This is a genomic window from Micromonospora sonchi, assembly GCF_014646235.1.
Classification (GTDB): domain Bacteria; phylum Actinomycetota; class Actinomycetes; order Mycobacteriales; family Micromonosporaceae; genus Micromonospora; species Micromonospora sonchi.
On sequence record NZ_BMNB01000013.1, the window covers coordinates 126893 to 148797 of the forward strand.

Consider the following 21905-nt stretch of genomic DNA (forward strand, 5'->3'; position numbering starts at 1 on the left):
CCCGAAAAATGGAGATTGGTCGCTAGGAATCCCGAAAAAATTCTTGCCGGAGCGCCACGCGGCGTCACGATCACCCTTCGTGTTGACTGGTGAAGTGTCACACCGCCGCCAGGGCGTACGGTAATTGATCATCATCGCCCGCCCATCATCGGGGTTCCCTCCGGGTTCAAGCCCACTACCAGCGTATTTACCGGCCCTCGGTCGGCGTGTCCCCGCCAAACTGGCTGATCTGGGCCGATTCGGCGTGCACACTCTCGACGTCGCCTTGCTCACAGTGGCAAAGCACAGCTGACATGGAACCGCCCGCACCTGGGTAGGGTCCGCCAACCAGTGGTCACGTGGGTGACCACGGCAAACCCAGCGCCGGACGCGGTAGCGACCGCCGCCGGGAACACGCCGGACCGGTACCGACCGGCGGACAAGACGAGGAGGCACACCGTGGCCGACCAGGGCCAGACCTACAACGGTTACTGCGTCAAGTGCAAGGAGAAGCGGGACTTCGAAGGCCGTGTCGAGGTTTCGAAGACCGGCATGAACATGGCCAAGGGAAAATGTCCGGTGTGCGGCACAACAGTGAACCGCATCCTGGGCAAGGCGAAGGTCTGACGTTCGCGTCCGACGAGGCGGGGGTGGCCGGGGCGCCGCCCCCGCCTCGTTTCCGCCCACTGCCGGACGCGCCCTCAGCTTCCCCGCGCCGCCGGACGTGCCCTCAGCTTCCCCGCGCCGCCGGACGCGGACCCGGCTTCTCGGCACTGTCGGACAGCCGACACAGTTACCGGCTGGTTGTGGATATCTCGTCAAATCCTGTGGACAGCCCTGAATCTGGGCCCGCCCACCTGTGGACAACGATCGACGGACAGCATGGGATCGGTCACGGTTCGTGCCATGCAGTCATCCACACAACGCCCGGCGTCCCCCCGCCCCACGCTGCTGCCCGGCTTGAGCCGACTCTGGCGCGACCGGCACACCCTCCAACTCGGCCTCGGTCAGGAGCGGGCCGTCCTGGTCGAGGTCGCCGATCCACGCGCCGCCCGGCTGCTGGACCTGCTCGACGGCACCCGCAGTGAACGGGAGGTACTGACCGGGGCGACCCGGACGGGAGTTTCCGCGGGGCACGCCCGTGCCCTGCTCGACGCCCTGCGCAGCGCCGGGCTGGTGGTGCCCGCGTACACCCTTCTGCCCCGGGACCTCGCCGGCCCACGGCGCGCTCGACTCACCGCCGAGGCCGGCGCGCTGGCGCTCGTCGCCGCCCGGCTTCCAGGCACTCCGGCCCAGGTGCTCCGGCGCCGGCTGACGGCCCGGGTGGCGGTCACCGGCGCCGGACCGTTCGGCGCCGCCATCGCGGTGGCGCTGGCCCAGGCCGGCGTCGGCCATGTCCGTCCCGACCTGCCCGGGCCGGTCCGCCCGGTCGACCTGATCGGCACCGGCATCGCCGCCGACGAGATCGGGCGTCCGCTCGGTGAGGTGGCCCGGGCCGCGGTGGCTCGAACGGCGCCCGGCACCGGCACCGGTTCGCTGCGCCGGCACCGGCCTGAGCTGGTGATCCTGCTCGGCACCGACCGGCCCGCCGCGCTGCTGGCCGTGGGATACGCCCAGCGGCGTCAACCACACCTGCTGGTTGACGTCCGGGAGGGCGTCCCGGTGATCGGACCGTTGGTCCGCCCACCGGCCGGTCCCTGCCTGCACTGCCTCGACCTGCACCGGGCCGACCGGGATCCCGGCTGGCCGGCGCTCGCCGCCCAACTCGCCAGCGCACCGAGCACCCCGAACTGCGCGGTGAGCACGCTACTGGCGGCCACCGCGTGCGCGGTGACCGAGGCGCTCAGCCACCTGGACGGTGGCACTCCGGAGGCCCTCGGCGGCGCGGTCGAGGTCGTCGCCGCGGGCACCTTTCGGCGTCGCCACTGGCCGCCGCATCCCCGCTGCAACTGCGGTGGTTCGGCGGTGCCGTACACCCGGCCCCGCCGCACGGCAGCAGCAGGCACGCCGAGTCGGTAACAATGACCACGTGACCGACATCCCGCGCCGGGCCATGTCCCGCACCGTCAAGCTCGCCGCTCTGCCGCTCGGCTTCGCCGGCCGGACCGTCCTCGGCATGGGTAAGCGCGTCACCGGGCTCGCTTCCGACGTGATCTCCGCGGAGATCCAGCAGCGCACCGCCGAGCAACTGTTCAGCGTCCTCGGCCAGCTCAAGGGTGGGGCGATGAAGTTCGGTCAGGCGCTGTCGGTCTTCGAGGCCGCCCTGCCGGAGGAGGTCGCCGCGCCCTACCGGCAGGCCCTGACCAAGCTTCAGGAGGCCGCGCCGCCGCTGCCCGTCGCCAGCGTGCACAAGGTGCTGGCCAGCCAGTTGGGCCCTGCCTGGCGGGACCGGTTCGTGAGCTTCGACGACTCTCCCGCAGCGGCGGCCAGCATCGGCCAGGTGCACCGCGCGGTGTGGCGGATGCCGGACGGCACCGACCGGGACGTGGCTGTCAAGATCCAATATCCCGGCGCCGGCGACGCCCTGCTCGCCGACCTCAAGCAGCTCTCCCGGCTCGGCGGCATGTTCCGGGCCATCCAGCCAGGGCTCGATGTCAAACCGCTCCTGTCCGAACTGCGGGAACGCATCACCGAGGAACTGGACTACGAGCTGGAGGCAGAGTCGCAGCGCGCCTTCGCCGCCGCCTACGCCGACGATCCGGAGATCTACGTGCCAGCGGTGTTCTCCGCCTCGCCCCGGGTCCTGGTCACCGAGTGGGTCGAGGGCATCCCGCTGGCCGACATCATTCGCGACGGCAGCGAGCAACAACGCAACGAGGCAGGCCGGTTGATGGCCACCCTGCACCTGTCGGCGCCGGCTCGGGCAGGGCTGCTGCACGCCGATCCGCACCCGGGCAACTTCCGACTGCTTCCCGACGGCCGGCTCGGCGTGATCGACTTCGGCGCGGTGGCCCGGATGCCGGAAGGCACGCCGGAACCGATCGGCCGGATCGCCGGGCTGGCCCTGCGCGGTGACGCCGCCGAGGTGATGGCCGGCCTGCGAGCCGAGGGGTTCGTCAGCACCGACGAGCCGGTCGACGCTCAGGCGCTGCTGGATTTCCTGCGCCCGATGCTCGAACCGGTCGCCGCCGAGGAGTTCCGGTTCACCCGGGCCTGGCTGCGCGCCGAGGCCGCCCGGCTGGCGAGTCCCCGCTCACCGGCGTACCAGTTCAGCCGGCAGCTCAACCTCCCGCCGTCGTACCTGCTCATCCACCGGGTGACGCTCGGCTCGATCGGCGTGCTGTGTCAGCTGGAGGCCAAGGCACCGTACCGCGGCATCCTGGAACGCTGGCTGCCCGGCTTCGCCCCGGTCAGCTGACCGTCGCCGAGCGCCGCCTCCCCGCCCGCCCCCCCCGCACGCGCCGCCGGATCGGGTGTTAAGAAGGGGCCCCTTCAATGCACGAGGCGTTGATAAGGGGCCCTTCCTTGCACATGGGGGCGGGCGGGGACCGGATGGTCCCCGCCCGCGGTGCGGTGTTGCTTACAGAACGCCCAACTCGCGGGCAGACCGGGCGCGGCCGGCCATGGCGACGGTTCGGGCGGATCGGGTTGCCTCAGTGCTCGTGGTGGTGCGACCGGCCTGAGGCCGGAGCATTCGAGCCCTCGACAACGCTTCTTGGAGTAGGTACATCTCGGCGACTCCGTTCGGAAGGTGCAGCATGGTGATCAGCTCTCTCGTTGCCGGTGTGGCACCGGCGGGGTTGGTCCGGATCGGGAACATGTCAGGCAGCCAGCCGGACGGCGCTACGCGACGCGGCGAGGCCGTTGGCCGCCAGCCGCGCCTCGGCCTCGACCCGCAGCGCGGCGTCACGGGCGAGGTCCTCCTTGCGCGGGCGGCCACGGGGCCGCTTGCGCGGAACGACCGCGCCACGCTCGAAGATCTCGCCGCCCCAGACGCCCCAGGGCTCGGCCCGCTCGACCGCGCCGGCGAGGCACTCGACGCGCAGCGGGCAGTCCCCGCAGAGCGACTTGGCCAGTTCCAGCTCGGTGGGCGAGTCGGAGAACCACAGGTCGGGGTCGAACTTCCGGCAGGGCAGGCTCATCTCCACCTCGACCCTTGGGTCGAGCGGGGCCAGGGCCAGACTCATCTCCCGGTCACCTCTCTCTCACTTCGATCTCGTGGATCGCTGGTCCGACGTACTTCGGTGCAAAAAAAACTGAGGCCGCGGATCCCGGTTTGCGGGTTCCGCGGCCTCGAGGTGAGCCGGTGGTCTATGGGTCAGACCGGTCTACCTCGAGGTGGAACACCGCGGACGTCCATCCGCTTCTTGGCGCCATCGGCGCCCTTGCCCGTGAAGCCACTGGTCCCCTGGATCTCCGTCGGCGTGGATGCAAGGATCAGCTCGGCCTGAACCTCGACCCGGTGCGCCTGCGGAGCCCACGGTCGCGCGGCGGCGACGTTAACCCGACGGACCGACAGCGGAGCGACGGCGACAGTCAGGGCAGCCGACAGCGGAGCGACGGCAACGGGCAGCGCCGTCGGACGCTGGTAGACGTAGCTCTCCATCGGTGCCACCTCCTTGACGTTCACTCGCGATCGACTCGGACACATCCCTCGTGAGCAGCCCGAACAGGGCCCCCTCCCGAGGTGTGTCCTGAGGCTATGCCCGTCCGCAGCGCGAGGGCAAACGAATTAACGGTGAGATTCAGAAACTTTTCTCTGGGCAGATCTCATCGACCGCCGCGCCCCTCACCAGAGCCAGTACCGCTTCCCCATACAGGCCCAGCTTGCGCGGCCCGATACCGGCGATCGCGACAAGTTCCTCCGTCCGATCCGGTCGACGCTCGGCCAGCGCCACCAGCGTGGCGTCGGTGAAGACGACGTACGCGGGCACCCTCTGCGCCTCCGCCACCCGGGACCGCCACTCGCGCAGCCGCTCGTGCAACTCGTCGTCCATGTCGGAGGGACAGGTGGCGCAGCGGCCGAGCTTGCGGTCCGGCCCGGCCAGCAGGGTGGTGCCACAGATCCGGCAGGAGATGATCCGGTTGGCCCGCCGCTGCGGGCGGACCACCGCAGACCCGCCGCGGGCCCGCTCGCCCCCTCCGGAGGGTGCGAGCTGGGGCAGGAAACGGCACGGCCGGCGGGCCCGCCCACCCGGCGAGCGCGCCGAGGCGTACGACAGCCAGAGCCACTGACGGGCCCGGGTGATGCCGACGTAGAGCAGCCGGCGCTCCTCCTCGACCTGCTCCGCGGTGCGCGCGTACGTGGTGGGCAGGGTCCCCTCGGCGAGGCCGACCAGGAACACCGCGTCCCACTCCAGCCCCTTCGCGGAGTGCAGGGATGCCAAGGTCACCCCCTCCACGGTCGGCACGTGCTGCTGGGCCGCCCGCCGGGCGAGCTCGTCGGTGAAGTCGGTCAGCGTGACCGGACGCTGCACCGTCGCCGCCGCGCCGAGCGGCAGAAGCGGCGGGTTGGCCGCGTACTCCTCGGCGAGCTGGACCAGCGCGGCCAACGCCTCCCACCGCTCGCGGGCGGCCCCGCCGGGCGGGGGCGCGTCCGGCGCCCAGCCGACGGCGGCGAGCGCCTCGACCACGGCCGCCCGCAGCGGGATCCCCCCGGGCGACGACTCCAGCTCGGCGGGGCCGGCGCCACGCCCGCCGTCGACCGCCCGGGTGGCAGCGCGTAGCGCCACCATCGCCTGACGTACCTCGGTGCGTTCGAAGAACCGCTCAGCGCCCTGCACCACGTACGGCACGCCGGCCTCGCCGAGCGCCTTCTCGTACGCCTCGGACTGGGCGTTGGTGCGGAACAGGACCGCGATCTCGCGGGCCGGCGTGCCCGCGTCGATCAGTGCGCGGCAGCGGGCAGCGACCGCGTTCGCCTCGGCCGGCTCGTCGGTGAAGATCCGCCGTTCCGGTTCGGGGCCGGCCGGGCGCTGGCCGACCAGTTCCAGCCGCAGCCGCGCCTCGGTCCCCCGCGCCTGCGAGATGACGGCGTTGGCCAGCCCGACCACCTGCGGGGTGGACCGGTAGTCGCGGACCAACCGGACCACGGTGGCGTTGCGGTACCGGCGGGGGAAGTCCACCAGGTACGACGAGGTCGCCCCGGTGAACGAGTAGATCGTCTGGCTGGCGTCGCCGACCACGGTCACGTCGTCCCGGCCGCCCAACCAGGCGTCCAGCAGCCGCTGCTGCAACGGGTTGACGTCCTGGTACTCGTCGACGACGAAGTGCCGGTACTGGTTGCGGACCTGCTCGGCGACGTCCGGGTGCTCCTCGATGCCCCAGACCGCGGCGCGCAGCACGTCCTCGAAGTCGATCACTCCGCCGGACCGTTTGAGTTTCTCGTAGGCGGCGAAGACCTCGGCGACCTTCGCCGGCTCGTACGGGGTCTCCCGCAGTGCCTTGGCCGCGGCCACCGCGTACTCCCCCGGCTCGACCAGGGACGACTTGGCCCACTCGATCTCGCCGGCGAGGTCCCTGGCCGCGGTCCGGTCGGCCCGCAGGCCGGCCCGGGCCGCGGCCAGGGTGACCAGCCGGACCTTGCTGTCCAGCAGCTCGGGCAGGGCCCGCCCGTCGAGCAACCTGGGCGCGAAGTAGCGCATCTGGCGCAGCGCCGCGGCGTGGAAGGTACGCGCCTGCACGCCGGCCACGCCGAGCGACGCGAGTCGGTGGCGCAGCTCCGCTGCGGCCCGGGCGGTGAACGTGACCGCGAGCACGTGCCGGGCGGAGATCTCGCCGGTCAGCGACCGGTGCGCGATCCGGGACGTCACCGCCCGGGTCTTGCCGGTGCCGGCGCCGGCAAGCACGCAGACCGGTCCGGCGGGGGCGGTCACCGCCGAGCGTTGCTCCGGATCGAGCCCGGCGAGCACGCGAACGGATGCGGAGTTGTCCACCACAGCGGGGAATTGTCTCAGCTGCCGTGGACGTTGCAGCAGTTAGCCTGGGCTTGATCGGCAAGCAGCCGGGCGTGGACCTTGGAGGATCCCATCATGCTGACCATGTATTCCACTCCCTGGTGCGGCTACTGCCATCGGCTGAAGTCGCAGCTCGACCGGGAGGGGATCGCCTACCAGGTGGTCGACATCGAGCAGGATCCGGCGGCCGCCGATTTCGTCATGAAGATCAACGGCGGCAACCAGACCGTCCCCACGCTGCGCTTCGCCGATGGCAGCGCGCTGACCAACCCGTCCATCACCCAGGTCAAGCAGCACCTGGCCGCCCTCGCCAGCTAGCCCTCTCCCCGCCCCCGTCACTTCTCCCGGTCGCTCATGAGGTTACTGCCCGCCGCGGCGACAACTTCATGGTCGGCCGAGCGGCGGGGAGCGGGCAGACGGGGGGCCGAGGGCGGGTGTGGGGGGTTCGCTGGGAGCGGCAGACCCGCGGAGGGTGGGGGGCTCAGCCTTCGGCCGCGCCAGAGGTAGCCGCCGGCGACCAGGGTGGCCAGCCCGACCAGCGCGAAGATCAGCCGGTAGTCGAGCACGCCGACGACCAGGGCACCCATCCCGACCGAGATCGCCTGCGGACACCGGATCACGGCCTCGGAGGCCGCCGCGACCCGGCCGAGCAGTTCGGGCGGGGTCCGGCGCTGGACCAGCGTGTGCAGCCCGACCAGGGTCAGCGGCAGCGACACGCCCGCCAGCAGCACCGCGGCGAAGCCGAGCCACAGATTCGGGTACGCCAGCACCAGCGCGGCGGGCCCGAAGAACGCGACACCGGCACCCAGTGTGCCCAACTCGCCGACCCGACGCAGCACCGCGGCGGAGCAGAGACCACCGACCAGACCGCCGACGCCCTGCACGGTGACCAGCACGCCGACGAACGCCGCGTCCCGGCCGAGCCCCCGATCGACGTACGCGAAGATCAGCGACTCGGTGAAGCCCATCACCAACGAGCCGAGTCCGTAGCCGACCAACGCCCGCCGCAGCGCCGGCTCACGGGTGAGGTGGCGGAGCCCGGCGATCAGCTCCCTCGGCCAGCGTCGCCCCGGCGCGGCACCGCCGGCCAGGGTGACGCCGCCAGCCGGGGAGACGCGATCGGCCGGGGAGAGGCCGCCGGCCGGGATGACGGGCGATTCGGCCGGCCGCAGCGTACCGACCACCGCGGCGGCGGTCAGGAAGCCGACCATTCCCACGGCGGCCAGCATCCAGCCGCCAAGGACCGCGTAGAGCCCGGCACCGGCCAGCGGACCGACCAGCCGTAGCCCCTGGCGGACCGTCTGCAGCAGCCCGTTCGCCTCACCGAGCAGGTCGGACGGCACCAGTTCCCGGACCAGCCGACTGAGCACCGCGCTGACCGTGAGATTCGACAGGCCGTAGAGGGCGGCGACCCCGTAGATGATCCACATGTCGCCGGCGTCCCGTACCGCGAAGAGCGGAGTGAGCAGCAGCGCCATCGCCAGGTTGGTGGCCACGAAGAACGGGCGTCGGGGGTACCGGTCGACGAACCAGCCGACCAGCGGCGCGAGCGTCCTCGGCGCGAGGATCACGAAGATGGTGGCACCGGCGAGCCCGTCCGATCCGGTCAGGTCCTTCACCCAGATGGCGAGCGCCAGCAGCAGGATCGACTCGGCGGCCATGCTGGCCAGCAGTCCGCCCAGGAGCAGGCGGAAGTCCGGGCGACTCAGGACGGTGCGCATTGATCCCTCCGGGGGGTGGCGCGACGCGGGGCGGCCAGCGCCCGTCGCGGATCCGGCGACGCAGGTCACAGCGGCTCCCGTCCGGGCGTCGGGTCTGGGTTTTTCTGATGACACGCCCTCCGCCGGTACTTCCGACGCCGGTCGCGACGTCCATACTGACCGTGGGGGGCGAATTCATACAGTTACCGTCGCGTCGCCGGCGGTCGACGAAAAGAGGAGACGGTGCCTCCTGCCGTACCCAGCCCGATCCGGCGGCGCCGCCGGCTCGGCAACGAACTGCGCCAGTTGCGCGAGGCCGCCGGCCTCACCGGAGACCAGGTCATCGAACAGGTCGGCTGGGCCTCCGCGTCCAAGTTGTCCCGGTTGGAGAACGGCCGCAGCCGGCCCTATCCGCAGGACGTCCAGAGCCTGCTCGACCTGTACCGGGCCGACGAAGCGGTGCAGACGAAGTTGCTCGACTTCACCCACCAGGCCGCCGACATGCGCGGCTGGCTCAAGAAGTTTCCGGCGATGACCCAGCAGCAACGCGGCTTCGCCGAACTGGAGGCGGGCTGCGCCGAGATCTCCGAGTACAGCCCGGTGCTGGTGCCGGGGCTGTTGCAGACCCCCGGGTACGCCCGGCTCCGGCTCGCCTCGGCGCAACGGGTCGACCAGGAGGCCGGCGAGCCGGAGACCGGTGAGGACGTCGAGGCCGAGATCGCGGCCCGGCTGGCCCGGCAGGAACTGCTCACCCAGGACACTGACCCGCCTCATTACACGGCGGTGCTGGAGGAGGCGGCGCTCGGCCACCGGGCCGGCCCGCCCGAGGTGCTCCGGGAGCAGTTGGCACAGTTGCGCGAGTTGGCCACGCTGCCGAACGTCACGCTGCGCGTGCTCCTCCGGGAGGCCCCGGTCGACCGGTGGTACCTTCCGCCGACCGCGTTCTCGCTCTACCGGTTCGCCGACCCGCTCGATCCGGAGACGCTGGCCATCGAAGGTGGATTCACCGACGTCATGTCGACCGAGATAATCGCCCTAAATCGCTATAAAGTGGTGTTCGAGTGGCTACGCACGGCGGCACTCTCCGACACGGACACCTACCAATGGCTGACGCAGTCGCTGGGACGGCTGTCCGGAGCGGCGACCCCGTCCACCCTGGCCAATGGCTCGGCAACGGCGCCGGTCCAGCGTCGCGGATCCTCCGGGCGTCTGACGGAGCGGTGACCCGCGGAAAACCGCCGTCAGGACGTGCGCTGCCACTCGTTCCATCGGTTCACCACAGGAGCGCAACGATGAACGAGATCCGCAACACGCCGTCCGTCCTGGCACAACTCGCGGACGCGCCATGGCGTACCAGCACGCGCAGCCAGACCTCCAACTGCGTCGAGGTCGCGCCGCTGCGTACCGGCTCGGCCGCGGTGGCCCTGCGCGACAGCAAGGACCGGGGCGGCCCGGTGCTGCTGTTCAACCGGGCCGGCTGGCTGGGCTTCATCTCCGGCACCAAGGCCGGGCAGTTCGACCTCACATAGTGCCGTATGACAGCGCGGGGCCGCCGGTACCCACCGGCGGCCCCGTCGTCGTTTCCGACCCGGCGGCGCCGCTGAGCAGGATCGGATGATCGGACGGGGCCGTGGGGCCGATAGGCGCGTTTCACTTGCTGGGACGCGGGTCGGGCGTACGATGGCGGGGTAATGACGTGGAACTTCCACGGATTTCACCCGCCGCGCACATCCGGAGACCCCGATGCGGTTCCTGATCGTTCGCACCGCCATTCGCGCCGCCGCCGACACCGACATCACGGCCGCCTGGGCCCGCGGTCGCCGGTTGCGGGACGAGACCGCCCGGCCCGAGCCACGCCGCCAGGTCGTCCACGCCGAGGACCGCGACGCCGCGCTCCTGCTCGCCAGGGCGCTCGCCACGGTCGGCGCCGTACGCTCCGGCAAGCAGCGGGTCAAGGTGCTGCCGCTGGACGACCACGGGCTTTCCCGGGCCCACCCGGACGCGCCCGGCACCTGACCCACCCCCACGTCCGTCGTGGTCGACCGGCTCCCCCGCCGCGGTTCTCACCCAGCCGACCACGACGGCCCGTGTCCCCGACCCGTGGCCGTCGCGGCAACGACGGCCACGGGTCGGGGCCGCACCCGCGCGCCGCACGCCGCTTTGCCGCAGGTTCTGTTAAAAGGGGTCCCCTGCTATGCACCAGGCGTTAAAAGGTGGCCCTTCCTTACACCTCAGCAGTGGCCGTCGAACCAGCGGTGGATCAGGAACAACGCGATCGACGACGACGGGGGCAGCCGCAGCCGGGCCCCGTCCACGTCGACCGTCCGCCCGGCCAGCGCCGCACCGATCTCCTGCCGGGAGAACCAGCGGGCCTGGGCGATCTCGGCGGGATCGATCCGTAGCGGGTGCGCCGGATCGGCCGTGGCCAGGAAGCCGAGCATCAGCGTGCCGGGGAACGGCCACGCCTGGCTGCCCGCGTACGTGATGTCGGCGACCGGCAGGCCCACCTCCTCGCGTACCTCCCGCAGCACCGTCGCCTCGGCCGACTCGCCCGGCTCCACGTAGCCCGCCAGGCACGAGAAGCGGCGCTGCCCCGCGTCGCTGGGCCAGGTGGCGTTGTTGCCCAGCAGGCACCGTCCGTCCACGCCGTCGACCCCGTCGTGCACGAGCACGATCATTGCCGGGTCGGTACGCGGCCACACCCGCTCGCCCCGGGTGTCCATCCGGGACCACCCGGCCTCGTGCGTCCGGGTCGGCTCACCGGTGACCGGGTGGTAGAGGTGCCGCAGATGCCAGTTGGTCAGCGCCAGCGCCGTGGTGAACAGTCCCGCGTCCCGGTCGCCGAGCCGGTGCCCGACCTGCCGCAGGTGCGCCGCCCGGGTGCCCGGCACCACCGCCAGCGCCGCGTGCACGCAGAACACCGGCACGCCGTCCGGCTCGACGCCGAGGAACATCGCCTCGGTGGCGAGCGTCGGCGACAGATCCTTCGCGTCCACGAGGACCAGCGTCGGCACCGGAGTGTCCGTACGCACCAGAGCCTGCCCACCGGACTCGACGTCCAGCATCAGCACCCGGGCGCCGGCCCACGCCTGCGCCAGCCACTGCGGATCGGTACGCCGGTGCGCCGCCCGGTCCAGCGTGGAGCGGGCCAGCGGCGGGATGGCCTCGCCACGCGCGTCGGCGAGCTGCCCGGTGCCGCCCGGCCCGGCATGCGGCCTCATGATGGCACCGGCGCGGTCTCGATCGGGGCCAGGGTGGCCAGCGACGACGCGATCCGCTCCGCGTCACCGAGCACCACGGTGACCGCCCGTGCCGGGGCGAGATAACGGGCCGCCGCCTCGGCGATGTCGTCGGCGCTCGCCCTGGCCAGTCGGGCCGCGTGCTCGGGCAGGAAGTCCAGCCGCAGCCCGTTGCCGGCGTACGTGCTGATCAGCGCTGCCAGCCCCGCCTGGGTGGAGACGCCGAGCTGGAGCGTGCCGAGGGCGTACTGCCGAGCCTGTTCCAACTCCTCCGGGGTGGGCGGCACGGTGGCCAGCCGGCCCAGCTCATAGTTGGTCTCCAGCAGCGCCGGCGCGGTCACCTCGGTGGCCACCTCGGCGGCGGCCACCAGCAGCGAGCCGCCCACCGAGTGCTCGACCAGCGAGTGTGGCCCGTACGTGTAGCCCTTGTCCTCGCGGATGTTCTCCACCCAGCGGGAGGAGAAATATCCGCCGAAGATCAGGTTGGCCAGTTGCAACGCGGCGTGGTCGGGGTGGGTGCGCGGCACCGCCGGCAACGCCAACCGCAGCGAGGACTGCACCGACCCGGGCCGGTCGACCAGCAGCAGCGGACCGGACGTCAGCGGCGGGGCGGGCGGCACGTCACCGCGTTGCCCCTCGCCCTGCCAGCCGCCGAGGGCCTTCTCGGCCACGTCCAGCGCCCGCTCCGGCCGGACGTCACCGACCAGCACGAGCACCGCGCCCGCCGGGTGGACCCGCTGGGCGTGCAGCGTACGCAACCCGGCCGGCCGGACCGCCCGGACCTGCTCGGGGTCCGGCGTCTGCACCGCGTACGGGTGCCGGCCGTAGATCCGCTTGAGCAGGGCGATACGGGCCAGGTGAGCGGGCTGGCTCAGGGCGACCTGGATCCCGTCGACCAGACGGTCCCGCTCGACCCCCACCCACTCGGCCGGGTAGCTGGCGTCGGTGAGCACCTCGGCGAGGATCTCCAGCATCCGGTCCAGCCCGGTGGCCAGCCCGGTGCCGAAAAGCGTCAGCCGGTCCGGGTCCAGCCCGACGGAAAGTCCCCCGCCGATCTTCTGCAACTCGGCGGCGATCTGCACGCTGCTCATCGTCTCCGTGCCGGAAAGGATGGTCTGCGCGAGCAGATGCGCACGGGCCAGGTGAGCCCGACCGAAGGGGATCCACAGGCGCACTTCGACCAGCGGCACCGCCGGGCGGCGTACCGCGATCACGGTGAGCCCGTTGTCAAGTGTGCGCTCGGCCTGCCGGGGCACCTTGAGCCGGCGGGTCGGGCCGAGCGGCGGCAGCGATCTCGCGCTCACCGGGCCCATCTCAGTTCGCGACTGCGGGGCTCGCAAAACCGGCTCACTCCTCGCGCTCACCGGGCACCTCCTGGGATGACCTCGACGGACGCGCGGCGCTCGGGCCGCAGGGTGGCCGCGGCGGCCCGGATCTGTTCCTCGGTGACCTCACCGACCAGCCGGGGCAGCTCGCCCAGCAGTCCCGGTTCGCCGCGTTGCTGCTCCAGCACCGCCATCCGCAACGCGCGGCCGAGCACCGCGTCGGTCTCGCGCAGCAGGTGGGTGGCCATCCGGACCTGGGTACGGGCCAGTTCGCCATCGCCGAGCCCGTCGGTGGCGAGCCGGTCCAGTTCCTCGTCGACGGTGCGCAGCACCTTGTCCACGTCGCCGCCGGGCGGCAGGTGGGACTGGAGCAGCAGGGCCGTCGGGTCGCGTACGTCGAACGGATCCCCCATGAACCCGAGGTAGCCACTCACGCTGGTCACCGCGCGGTCCCGGTGCACCAGCCGCTCGACCAGCCGGGACGCGTCGCCGTCGGTGAGCACCTCGGCCAGCACCACGTACGGCAGGTAGGCGGCGAAGTCGCCGACCGGGTCGGGCACCCGCCACGCCGACGCCACCGCCGGCAGCGGAGCAAGCTGGTCGGTGTACGCGGTGCGCCGCTCGGCGGTCAACGGCGGCTCGGCGAAGTCCGGCCGGTCCGGCGCCGGCCGGGCCGGTACATCACCGAAGTGCCGCTCGATCAGCTCGGTCGCCTCGGCGGTGTCGATGTCGCCGCTGACCGAGAGCACGGCGTTGCCGCTGGCGTAGTAGCGCCGGAAGAAGTCGGCCGCGTCGGCGACGGTGGCCGACTCCAGGTCGTCGAAGGAGCCGTAGCCGTCGTGCGCGTTGGGGAAGGTGTCGAACATGACCGGCGGCAGGGTCAGCCAGGGGAACCCGCCGTACGGCCGGTTGAGCACGTTGACCCGGATCTCCTCCTTGACCACGTCGACCTGGTTACGCAGGTTCTCCTCGGTCAAGCGGGGGGCGCGCATCCGGTCGGCCTCCAGGAACAGCGCCCGCTCCAGCGCGTTGCTCGGCAGCGTCTCGAAGTAGTCCGTGTAGTCCAGGTGGGTGGAGCCGTTGAAGGTGCCGCCCGCGCCCTGGACGTGCCGGAAGTGGGCGAGCTTCTCCAGGTTCTCCGAGCCCTGAAACATGAGGTGCTCGAAGAGGTGGGCGAAGCCGGTGCGGCCCTCGGGCTCGGAGCGGATGCCGACGTCGTAGACCACCGCCACCCCGATGACCGGGGCGCTGCGGTCAGGGGCGAGGACCACCCGCAGTCCGTTGTCGAGGGTGAACCGCTCGACCGGATACCTCGTCGCTGGGATCTTCACTCTGGGCGTCGGCACGGATTCGACCCTAACCTGTCGACGCGTCCCCGATGCCATCCTGCCGCCACCGCACCCGCCCCTGTGCGTGAGTCATCGACCGGGCGGTTAAAAAGGGGCCCCTCCTATACGCCAGGCGTTAAGAAGGGGCCCCTCCTTTCAAGCGTCAGACCGGGCGGATGTTCTCCGCCTGCGGGCCCTTCTGGCCCTGGACGACCTCGAACTCCACCCGCTGGTTCTCGTCGAGGCTGCGGTAGCCGGAGCTCTGGATCGCCGAGAAGTGGGCGAAGACGTCGGCGCCGCCGCCGTCCGGGGTGATGAAGCCGAAGCCCTTGTCAGCGTTGAACCACTTGACGGTGCCAATAGCCATGCTTGTTTCGTCTCCTTGACGGAACGTCGAGCCCGCACCTGCTGCGGGCTCGGGGAGAGGAATGCCCCGGGCGGACCTGCCCGGAACACCTGTCGCTTCTGGTCGCCCCGCCCGGAGAACGCCGGACACAACAAAGTGCGCCTGGGTCAGGTATCCACCAGGCGCATACAGAGCTGGTAACCAAAACTGCAACGCGGGCACGATACCACGGATCCGGCGCTGTCGGTTCTACAACAGCTCCGGCACCGAGGTGATCAACGCGGCGAGCCCGTCGGCGTCGAGCAGGTCCGCCGGACGGACGGTCCCCCCGTCCCGCACGTAGTGGAAGGCCGCGCCGACCCGGTCGACCGGTACGCCGGCCAGCTCCGCCCAGGCCAGCCGGTAGACCGCCAACTGCACGGCGGCCACCTCGGCGGCCGACCCGGACGGGCGGGCGCCGGTCTTCCAGTCGACCACGTCGAAACGGTCGCCGGGCCGGCGGAACACCGCGTCCATCCGGCCGCGTACCACCACGCCGCCGATCACTGTGGCGAACGGCACCTCCACCTCGACCGGGGTGCGGTCGGCCCACTCACTGGCCAGGAAGCGCTGCTGAAGCTCGGCCAACGCCTCGTCCGGCGCGGCATCGGCGTCCGCCGCACCGGGCAGCTCGTCGGTGTCGAGCAGCCGGTCGGCGCCGAACCGCTGCTCCAGCCAGGCGTGGAAGGCGGTGCCCCGGCGGGCGTACGGGTTCGGCTCGATCGGCAGTGGTCGGCGCAGCGTACGGGCCAGCGCCGCCGGGTCCCGGCGCAACGCGACCAGCTGCGTCACCGACAGGTGCTCGGGCAGCGCCACGTCGATCGGGCCGGTGAGCCGGCTCAGCTCCGCCCGCTCGGCCAGCAGCAGGTCGGCCTCGCGCCGCCACCGGGCGATCTCCGGATCCGCCACCGCCTCGTCCGACCGGGCGGCCCCGTCGTCCTCGGTCAGGCTACGCCGCACCAGCGCCGCCGCCTCGGTCAACACCGGACGGCGTACGCCGAGCGGGTCCGCCGGCCACTCGGCACGCAGCACCACCTCGGTGGTCGGGTTCACCGCGTCCGGCGTCGGCTCCGGCGCCCACTCGTCGATCAGGTGGCCGGCCTCGCCGGCCAGGCACGCGTCGTGCACCTCACGCAGCAACGCCGACGGCCCGCGCGGTCGCTTGGTGCCCTCCCCCCACCAGTGGCCGGAGCAGAGCAGCAGGCGACGCGGGCGGGTGACCGCCACGTACGCCAGCCGACGCTCCTCCCGCTCGTCGTGGGCCCGCCAGGCGTCGGTGAAGTCCGCCACGGCCCGGGCCACCGCGCGCTGGTCGTCGGCCTCGGCGAGGGCCAGCTCGGGCAGGCCGTCGGCGTCACCGCGCAACGGAAAGGGCAGCACGCCCAGCCCGCCGAGCCAGTGATCCGAGTTGCGCACCGGCCCCGGCCACACCCCCCGGTTCAGCCCGGCCACCGAGACCACGTCCCACTCCAGCCCCTTGGCGGCGTGCGCGGTGAGGATCTGCACCGCGCCGTCGACCACCTCCACCTCGCCCGGAGCCAGGCCACGCTCCTCGTCCTCGGCGGCGGCGAGGTAGGCCAGGAAACCGGCGAGCGTGGCACCCGGGCTCTCCCCGCTGAACCGGGCCGCCACGTCGCCCAGCGCGTCCAGGTGCCCCCGGGCCAGGCCGGCGTCGCCGGCACCGTCGGCGCCGGCCCGCACCGCCACCTCCACGTCCAGGCCGGTGGTCCGCTCGATGTCCGCGATCAGCTCCGGCAACGGCTGATCCAGCCGGTAGCGGAGCAGGCCCAGTTCCCGGGCGTACGCGCGCAGCCGCGCGTACCCCTCGGCCGAGTACGCCTGCGCCGGGCCGAGGTCGGCCAGCGCCTCGACCAGGGCCGCCTCGTCGAGGCGGTCCGGGACGATCTCCGAGGTGTCGTCGTCGGCGAGTTGCCGGCGGGCGGTGGCGATGGCCCTGGCCCGGCGGTGCAGGGCGACCAGGTCGCGCGGCCCGATCCGCCACCGGGCACCGGTCAGCAGGCGCAGCAGCGCGGCCCCGTCGGTCGGGTCGGCCAGCACCCGCAGCGTGCACACCACGTCGCGTACCTCGGGGGTGTCCAGCAGGCCCCCCAGCCCGACCACCTCGACCGGCAGGCCACGCTCGCGCAGCGCGGCGGCGATCGCCGGGATCTGGCTGCGCAGCCGGACCAGCACCGCCGTGGACGGACGCAGCGCGACCGGGATCTGCTCGGGCAGCGCGCCGGGCATCCGGGCCGCACCACGCCAGGCGGCCAGCAGGCTGTCGGCGATCCAGTCGGCCTCGTCGGCGTACGTGGACAGCAGCGCGCAGTGCACGGTGCCCGCAGCGGCGCCGCGCGGGCTGCGGTGCACGATGGGCTCGTCGACGCTGAGCGCGGCGTGCAGTTCCGGCACCCGGGCACCGGCGGCGCGCAACGGGGTGGCCAGGGCGTTCGCCACCGCGAGGATCTCCGGGCGGTTGCGCCAACTGGTGGTCAGCCCGAGCACCCGGGCCGGACTGCCGTCGGGCCGGGCGAACTCGGTCGGGAAGCGGTCCAGGGTGCCGGCGCTGGCGCCCCGCCAGCCGTAGATGGACTGACAGGGGTCACCCACGGCGGTCACCGGGTGCCCGCCGCCGAACAGCGCGCCGAGCAGCACCACCTGGGCATGGCTGGTGTCCTGGTACTCGTCGAGCAGCACCACCCGGTAGCGGCTTCGCTCGATCTCGCCGACCCCCGGGTGGTCCCGGGCCACCCGGGCGGCCCGGGCGAGCTGGTCGGCGAAGTCCATCGCCTCGAAGTCGTCCTTGCGCCGGGCGTACGCGCGCACCAGCGGCAGCAGCTTCAGCCGGGTCTGTTGCAGTGCGAGGGCCTTGCGCACGTCGGCGTAGACGCGCCCGGGGCGGGACTGCACGTCGGCGAAGAAGCGGCCGGTCCACGCGGCGAGGGCGTCCGGGGCGACCAGGTGCTCGTCCAGCTCGCCGGCGAGCGCCAACACGGCGTCGGTGACGCTGCTCGGCATCCGGTCCACCCCGGACATGTCCCCGTCGTAGTTGCGCACGATCAGGTCGACCAGCTGCCAGCGGGAGGCCTCGGTGAGCAGGCGGGTGGTGGGTTCGTAGCCGGCGCGCAGGCCGTGCTCGGTGACGATCCGCCCGGCGTACGAGTGGTAGGTGGCCACCGTCGGTTCCCCGGCCAGCGGGTCGTCGAGCGGGTCGCGCCCGCGCCGACCCAGTCGACGGATCAGCTGGTCGAGCCGGGTACGCACCCGGTGCGCCAGCTCGCCGGCGGCCTTGCGGGTGAAGGTGAGGCCGAGCACCTGTTCCGGCCGGACGTACGAGTTGGCGACCAGCCAGACCACCCGGGCGGCCATCGTCTCGGTCTTGCCCGAGCCGGCGCCCGCGACCACCAGCAGCGGCTCCACCGGCGCGGCGATGATCGCCGCCTGTTCGCGGGTCGGCGCCGGCCGACCCAGCAGCTTCGCCAGCTCCACCGGGGTGTACCGGGGGCCGGCGTCGGCCGCCCGGGGCGCCGGGGTGGCGGGGTTGAACAGGGCGGGCTGGGAGGGCACCCTCACTCCTCGTGCTCCGGCCGCCGGACGGTCGGCGGCTCGACCACCTGCCGCCCCTGCCCGGACACCGGGCAGCTGGTGCGCACCGGGCACACCCGGCACTTCGAGTTGGCGACCGCGGCGAAGGTGGCGGCGGCCATCGTATCGGCGGTGCGGCGGACCAGCGCGGTGGCCCAGCCGGCCTCCGGCCCGTCGGTGGCCGGTGGCTGGGCCTGCTCCCGGGCGTCGCGGGCGCCGGTGCCGAGTTGCACCAGGGCCGCCCCGCCGGGCTCGTCGCCGAACTCGGCGAAGGCGCCCGCCTCCACCGCAGCCTGGTACCCGCCGAGCTGTGGATGCTCGGCCACCTCGGGTGCGGTGACGGCGGTGGACTTGCCGGTCTTGAGGTCCACCACCACCAGCCGGCCGTCCGCGTCCACCTCCAGCCGGTCCACCCGGCCGACCAGCTCGACCGGCCGGTTCGGGTCGTCGAGGCGTACCGCGAACTCGTGCTCGATGGCGAGCAGCCGGCGCGGGTTGGCGGCCAGCCAGCGCAGCAGCTTGTCGACCATCTCCTCGGCGCGGGCCCGCTCCGGGCCGACCATCCACCGCGCGGCCAGTTCGATCGCGTCGAACCGGGCGGCGACGTAGTCCAGCAGCTCGCTCCGGTCGGCGCTGGCGTCCTCGGCCAGCATCGCCGCCGCGTGCACCAGGTTGCCGACGCCCTGGGCGGTGCTGGCCGGAGCGCTCCCGCCGTGCCGTTCCAGCAGCCAGCGCAGGCTGCACCGCAGCACGCTCTCCATCGCCGACGGGGTGACCCGGACCAGCTCCCCCTCGTCCGCCAGCGGCCGGTCGTCCGAGAGCGGTCGCAGCCCCCACCAGTCGTCGGGATGCGCGCCGGGCACCCCGGCGGCGGCCAGCCGGGCCAGTTCGGCCGCCGCCGCCCGCCGCCGGGCGAACGGGACCGCCGGGTCGGTCACGGCGGTACGCAGCTCCGCCACCAGCGCGGGCAGGGTGAGCGCCCGGGGTGGACGGCTGACCGGCAGCGCCCGCGGAGCATCGGGATCGGACTCGCCCTGCGGTCCGGTGGGGCCCAGCTCGTATTCGGTGCGGCCCGGCTCGTATTCGGTGCGGCCCAGCTCGTAGAGGAAGCGGCTGGGCTGCTCCTCGTGGTCGTCGCCGCCCACCGCCGCGGAGGCGACCGCGCTGATCAGCAGCCGGCGCCGGGCCCGGGTCACCGCGACGTGGAACAGCCGCCGCTCCTCGTCGAGCAGGGCGGAGGTCTGCCCGACCATGGTGACCGCCCCACCGCTGCCGTCCGACCGGCCGGCCAGCACGTCCACCAGGCGTTCGGAGCCGAGCAGGCTGCCGCGCAGCCGCAGGTCGGGCCAGACTCCCTCCTGCACTCCGGCGACGGCGACCAGGTCCCACTCGAGGCCCTTGGCGGCGTGCCCGGTGAGCAGTCGGACGGCGTCGCCCCGGTCGGCGGTCGGAGCGAGGGTGTCGGCCGGCAACTCCTGGCCGAGCACGTGGTCGAGGAAGACTTCGGTACGCGCGCCCGGCAGCCGGTCGGTGAACCGGGCGGCCGCGTCGAAGAGGACCAGCACCGCGTCCAGGTCACGATCGGCCGCCTCGGCCCGGCGGCGCCGGGCGAGGTCACCCTCACCGGCCACCGCGGGGCCCCGGGTCAGCGCGGCGGACCACAGCTCGGCCAGCCCGCTGGCCCGCCACACGGCCCAGAGCACCTCCTCGGCGGTGGCGCCGGGTCGGCCGGCCGTCTCGCGGGCCACGGCCAACAGCCCGGCCACCGTCTGTGCCGGCTCGGCCCAGCGTCGTTGCACGCCGGCCAGCTCCGTCGGGTCGCGCAGCGCCTCGACGATCAGCTCCCCGGAGGGCCGGCGATCGCCGGTGGCCAGGGCGATGGCGCGCAGGCCCTGCCGCAGCCGCCGCTCGGCCAGCGGGTCGGCACCGCCGAGGGGCGAGTGCAGCAGGGCGACCGCGGCCTCCTCGTCGAGCCGTTCCGGCTCCAGCGCGCAGCGCAGCAGGAGCAGCAGCGGCGCCACCGCCGGTTGCAGGTGCAGCGGCAGATCCTCGCCGTGCACCACGGTCGGCACGCCGGCCGCGTGCAGGGCCCGGCGCAGCGTGGGAAGTTGCCGGCCGGCGGAGCGGACCAGCACCGCCATCCGCCCCCAGGGCATCCCGCCGAGCAGGTGCGCCTCGCGCAGGGCGTGCGCCAGCCAGGCGGCCTCGCTCGTGGCCGAACGGAAGGTGCGTACCTCCACCTCGCCGGGGGGCGCGTCCGGCAACGGGCGCAACCGGCGGTGCGCCGCCGGGCCGCGCAGCCGTCGAGCCAGTCGGGCGGCGGCGGCCAGCAGCCGCTCACCGGCGCGGTAGCTGGTGGTCAGCAGCAGCTGGGCGGCCGGCGCACCGGAGGCGGTGCGGAACCGGTGCGGGAAGCTCGTCACGCCCCCGGGATCCGCGCCACGGAACGCGTACGTGGACGAGTCGGGATCGGCGAACGCGATCAGCGGCAGGCCGCCGCCGGCGACCGTGTCGAGCAGGTCGAGCTGGGCGGGGTCGGTGTCGGCCAGTTCGTCGACGTAGACGTACGCCAACCGGTGCCGCTCGGCGGCCAGCAGCTCCGGGTCGTCGCGCAACATCCCGGTGGCCGCCCGGACCAGCTCCGCCGGGTCGTACGCGACCGAGCCCCGGTTGGCCACGTCGCGCAACGCCAACACGGCGACGTACTCCCGGAGGAACCGGGCGGCGGCGGGCCAGTCGGCGCGGCCGAGCTTCTCGCCGAGCCGCGCCAGCTCGACCGGACCGATCCCGCGCTCGGCCGCACGCATCAGCAGGTCGCGCAGTTGGGCGGCGAACGCCCGGGTACGCAACGCCGGACGTAGATCCTCCGGCCAGCCGACCGGATCGTCATCGGGCTCCTGGCCGACGACGTCCAGCAGCTCACGGATGATCAGATCCTGTTCCGGGCCGGTGAGCAGGCGCGGCGACGGTTCCCCCCGCTCGGCGGCGGCCCGCCGCAGCAGCCCGAAGGCGTACGCGGGAAAGGTGCGGACCAGGGGTTCGCGCAGCACCTGCTGCCCGTCGGCGGCGATTCGGGCCTCGATCCGGTGCCGCAGCTCGGCAGCTCCCCGGCGGCCGAAGGTGAGCACCAGGATCCGCTCCGGATCCACCCCCTCCGCGATCCGGGTGGCGACCGCCTCGACGAGCGTCCGGGTCTTCCCGGTGCCCGGTCCACCGAGGACCAACAACGGCCCGTCGGTGTGCGCGATCACCTCCGCCTGCCCCGGATCGACCCGTCCGGCGCCACCCTGCTCGCGGACCTCGACAGCCTGCCCGCGGACCTCGACAGCCTGCCCGCGGACCTCGTCCGGGGGGCCAACGGCCGATGGGCCGTTGCCCTCGGTCGGCCCGGCGGGCCGACGCACCAACCGGTACGCCTGCATCCCGCCATCCCATCACGGGCCTGCGACACTCCCCGACCCGCCACAC

General features: G+C 73.1%; 17 protein-coding genes. 7 read left to right on the forward strand and 10 right to left on the reverse strand.

Annotation, left to right across the window (positions count from 1 at the left end):
- The first annotated feature begins 438 nt into the window (after positions 1 to 438).
- From IEY61_RS16045 to IEY61_RS16055, 3 genes are all read left to right on the forward strand, one after another.
- Complete coding sequence (locus IEY61_RS16045; RefSeq protein WP_189045015.1) at positions 439 to 606, forward strand: DUF5679 domain-containing protein; 168 nt, start codon at positions 439 to 441, stop codon at positions 604 to 606.
- Between the two features lie 279 nt (positions 607 to 885).
- A complete protein-coding gene (locus IEY61_RS16050) occupies positions 886 to 1998 on the forward strand; it encodes a TOMM precursor leader peptide-binding protein (protein WP_189045017.1) in 1113 nt (370 codons plus the stop codon).
- A gap of 10 nt (positions 1999 to 2008) precedes the next feature.
- A complete protein-coding gene (locus IEY61_RS16055; protein ID WP_189045019.1) occupies positions 2009 to 3337 on the forward strand; it encodes an ABC1 kinase family protein in 1329 nt (442 codons plus the stop codon).
- Between the two features lie 403 nt (positions 3338 to 3740).
- Here IEY61_RS16055 and IEY61_RS16060 read toward each other — a convergent pair whose 3' ends face one another.
- The 3 genes from IEY61_RS16060 to IEY61_RS16070 form a co-directional block, all read right to left on the reverse strand.
- Positions 3741 to 4106, reverse strand: coding sequence for a WhiB family transcriptional regulator (locus IEY61_RS16060; RefSeq protein WP_189045021.1), 366 nt, complete (start codon positions 4104 to 4106; stop codon positions 3741 to 3743).
- Positions 4107 to 4237: 131 nt separating this feature from the next.
- Positions 4238 to 4525, reverse strand: a complete 288-nt coding sequence (locus IEY61_RS16065) for a hypothetical protein (RefSeq protein ID WP_189045023.1) — start codon at positions 4523 to 4525, stop codon at positions 4238 to 4240.
- A gap of 139 nt (positions 4526 to 4664) precedes the next feature.
- Positions 4665 to 6857 carry an ATP-dependent DNA helicase UvrD2 gene (locus IEY61_RS16070; protein ID WP_189045025.1) on the reverse strand — a complete coding sequence of 731 codons (2193 nt, stop codon included), beginning with the start codon at positions 6855 to 6857 and terminating at the stop codon, positions 4665 to 4667.
- Between the two features lie 93 nt (positions 6858 to 6950).
- Between IEY61_RS16070 and IEY61_RS16075 the strand changes: the two genes are divergently transcribed.
- A complete protein-coding gene (locus tag IEY61_RS16075; RefSeq protein WP_189045027.1) occupies positions 6951 to 7193 on the forward strand; it encodes a mycoredoxin in 243 nt (80 codons plus the stop codon).
- 17 nt (positions 7194 to 7210) lie between these two features.
- Here IEY61_RS16075 and IEY61_RS16080 read toward each other — a convergent pair whose 3' ends face one another.
- A complete protein-coding gene (locus IEY61_RS16080; protein ID WP_189045029.1) occupies positions 7211 to 8596 on the reverse strand; it encodes an MFS transporter in 1386 nt (461 codons plus the stop codon).
- Positions 8597 to 8818: 222 nt separating this feature from the next.
- Here IEY61_RS16080 and IEY61_RS16085 point away from each other — a divergent pair, with 222 nt between their 5' ends.
- The 3 genes from IEY61_RS16085 (at position 8819) to IEY61_RS16095 (ending at position 10591) form a co-directional block, all read left to right on the forward strand.
- A complete protein-coding gene (locus IEY61_RS16085; RefSeq protein WP_189045031.1) occupies positions 8819 to 9799 on the forward strand; it encodes a helix-turn-helix domain-containing protein in 981 nt (326 codons plus the stop codon).
- Between the two features lie 68 nt (positions 9800 to 9867).
- Positions 9868 to 10104 (forward strand): DUF397 domain-containing protein, encoded by a 237-nt coding sequence (locus IEY61_RS16090; RefSeq protein WP_189045033.1) that lies wholly within the window; start codon positions 9868 to 9870, stop codon positions 10102 to 10104.
- Between the two features lie 214 nt (positions 10105 to 10318).
- A complete protein-coding gene (locus IEY61_RS16095; protein ID WP_189045035.1) occupies positions 10319 to 10591 on the forward strand; it encodes a hypothetical protein in 273 nt (90 codons plus the stop codon).
- A 215-nt stretch (positions 10592 to 10806) separates the two neighbouring features.
- Here the strand turns inward: IEY61_RS16095 and nudC are convergent, their stop codons facing one another.
- From nudC to IEY61_RS16125, 6 genes are all read right to left on the reverse strand, one after another.
- Positions 10807 to 11796: an NAD(+) diphosphatase gene (gene nudC, locus IEY61_RS16100; RefSeq protein ID WP_189045037.1), complete on the reverse strand. Its 990-nt coding sequence runs from the start codon at positions 11794 to 11796 to the stop codon at positions 10807 to 10809.
- A complete protein-coding gene (locus IEY61_RS16105) occupies positions 11793 to 13127 on the reverse strand; it encodes a M16 family metallopeptidase (RefSeq protein WP_189045039.1) in 1335 nt (444 codons plus the stop codon). Before IEY61_RS16105 ends, nudC begins: the two co-directional genes overlap by 4 nt.
- A 47-nt stretch (positions 13128 to 13174) precedes the next feature.
- Positions 13175 to 14485, reverse strand: coding sequence for a M16 family metallopeptidase (locus IEY61_RS16110; protein WP_189045041.1), 1311 nt, complete (start codon positions 14483 to 14485; stop codon positions 13175 to 13177).
- A 145-nt stretch (positions 14486 to 14630) separates the two neighbouring features.
- Positions 14631 to 14834: a cold-shock protein gene (locus IEY61_RS16115; protein WP_092378207.1), complete on the reverse strand. Its 204-nt coding sequence runs from the start codon at positions 14832 to 14834 to the stop codon at positions 14631 to 14633.
- A 228-nt stretch (positions 14835 to 15062) separates the two neighbouring features.
- Complete coding sequence (locus IEY61_RS16120; RefSeq protein ID WP_189045043.1) at positions 15063 to 18419, reverse strand: ATP-dependent helicase; 3357 nt, start codon at positions 18417 to 18419, stop codon at positions 15063 to 15065.
- A 2-nt stretch (positions 18420 to 18421) separates the two neighbouring features.
- The gene (locus IEY61_RS16125; protein WP_373293164.1) at positions 18422 to 21688 is read right to left on the reverse strand and encodes an ATP-dependent helicase; all 3267 of its coding nucleotides are present in this window, start codon (positions 21686 to 21688) and stop codon (positions 18422 to 18424) included.
- Positions 21689 to 21905: the final 217 nt, after the last annotated feature.

What these genes read in the sequence shown, in the direction of transcription:
- IEY61_RS16080 (WP_189045029.1), bottom strand. Translation starts at nt 8,596, where the DNA reads ATGCGCACCGTCCTGAGTCGCCCGGACTTCCGCCTGCTCCTGGGCGGA.
- nudC (WP_189045037.1), bottom strand. Translation starts at nt 11,796, where the DNA reads ATGAGGCCGCATGCCGGGCCGGGCGGCACCGGGCAGCTCGCCGACGCG.
- IEY61_RS16050 (WP_189045017.1), top strand. Translation starts at nt 886, where the DNA reads ATGCAGTCATCCACACAACGCCCGGCGTCCCCCCGCCCCACGCTGCTG.
- IEY61_RS16065 (WP_189045023.1), bottom strand. Translation starts at nt 4,525, where the DNA reads ATGGAGAGCTACGTCTACCAGCGTCCGACGGCGCTGCCCGTTGCCGTC.
- IEY61_RS16060 (WP_189045021.1), bottom strand. Translation starts at nt 4,106, where the DNA reads ATGAGTCTGGCCCTGGCCCCGCTCGACCCAAGGGTCGAGGTGGAGATG.
- IEY61_RS16075 (WP_189045027.1), top strand. Translation starts at nt 6,951, where the DNA reads ATGCTGACCATGTATTCCACTCCCTGGTGCGGCTACTGCCATCGGCTG.
- IEY61_RS16095 (WP_189045035.1), top strand. Translation starts at nt 10,319, where the DNA reads ATGCGGTTCCTGATCGTTCGCACCGCCATTCGCGCCGCCGCCGACACC.
- IEY61_RS16105 (WP_189045039.1), bottom strand. Translation starts at nt 13,127, where the DNA reads ATGGGCCCGGTGAGCGCGAGATCGCTGCCGCCGCTCGGCCCGACCCGC.
- IEY61_RS16090 (WP_189045033.1), top strand. Translation starts at nt 9,868, where the DNA reads ATGAACGAGATCCGCAACACGCCGTCCGTCCTGGCACAACTCGCGGAC.
- IEY61_RS16115 (WP_092378207.1), bottom strand. Translation starts at nt 14,834, where the DNA reads ATGGCTATTGGCACCGTCAAGTGGTTCAACGCTGACAAGGGCTTCGGC.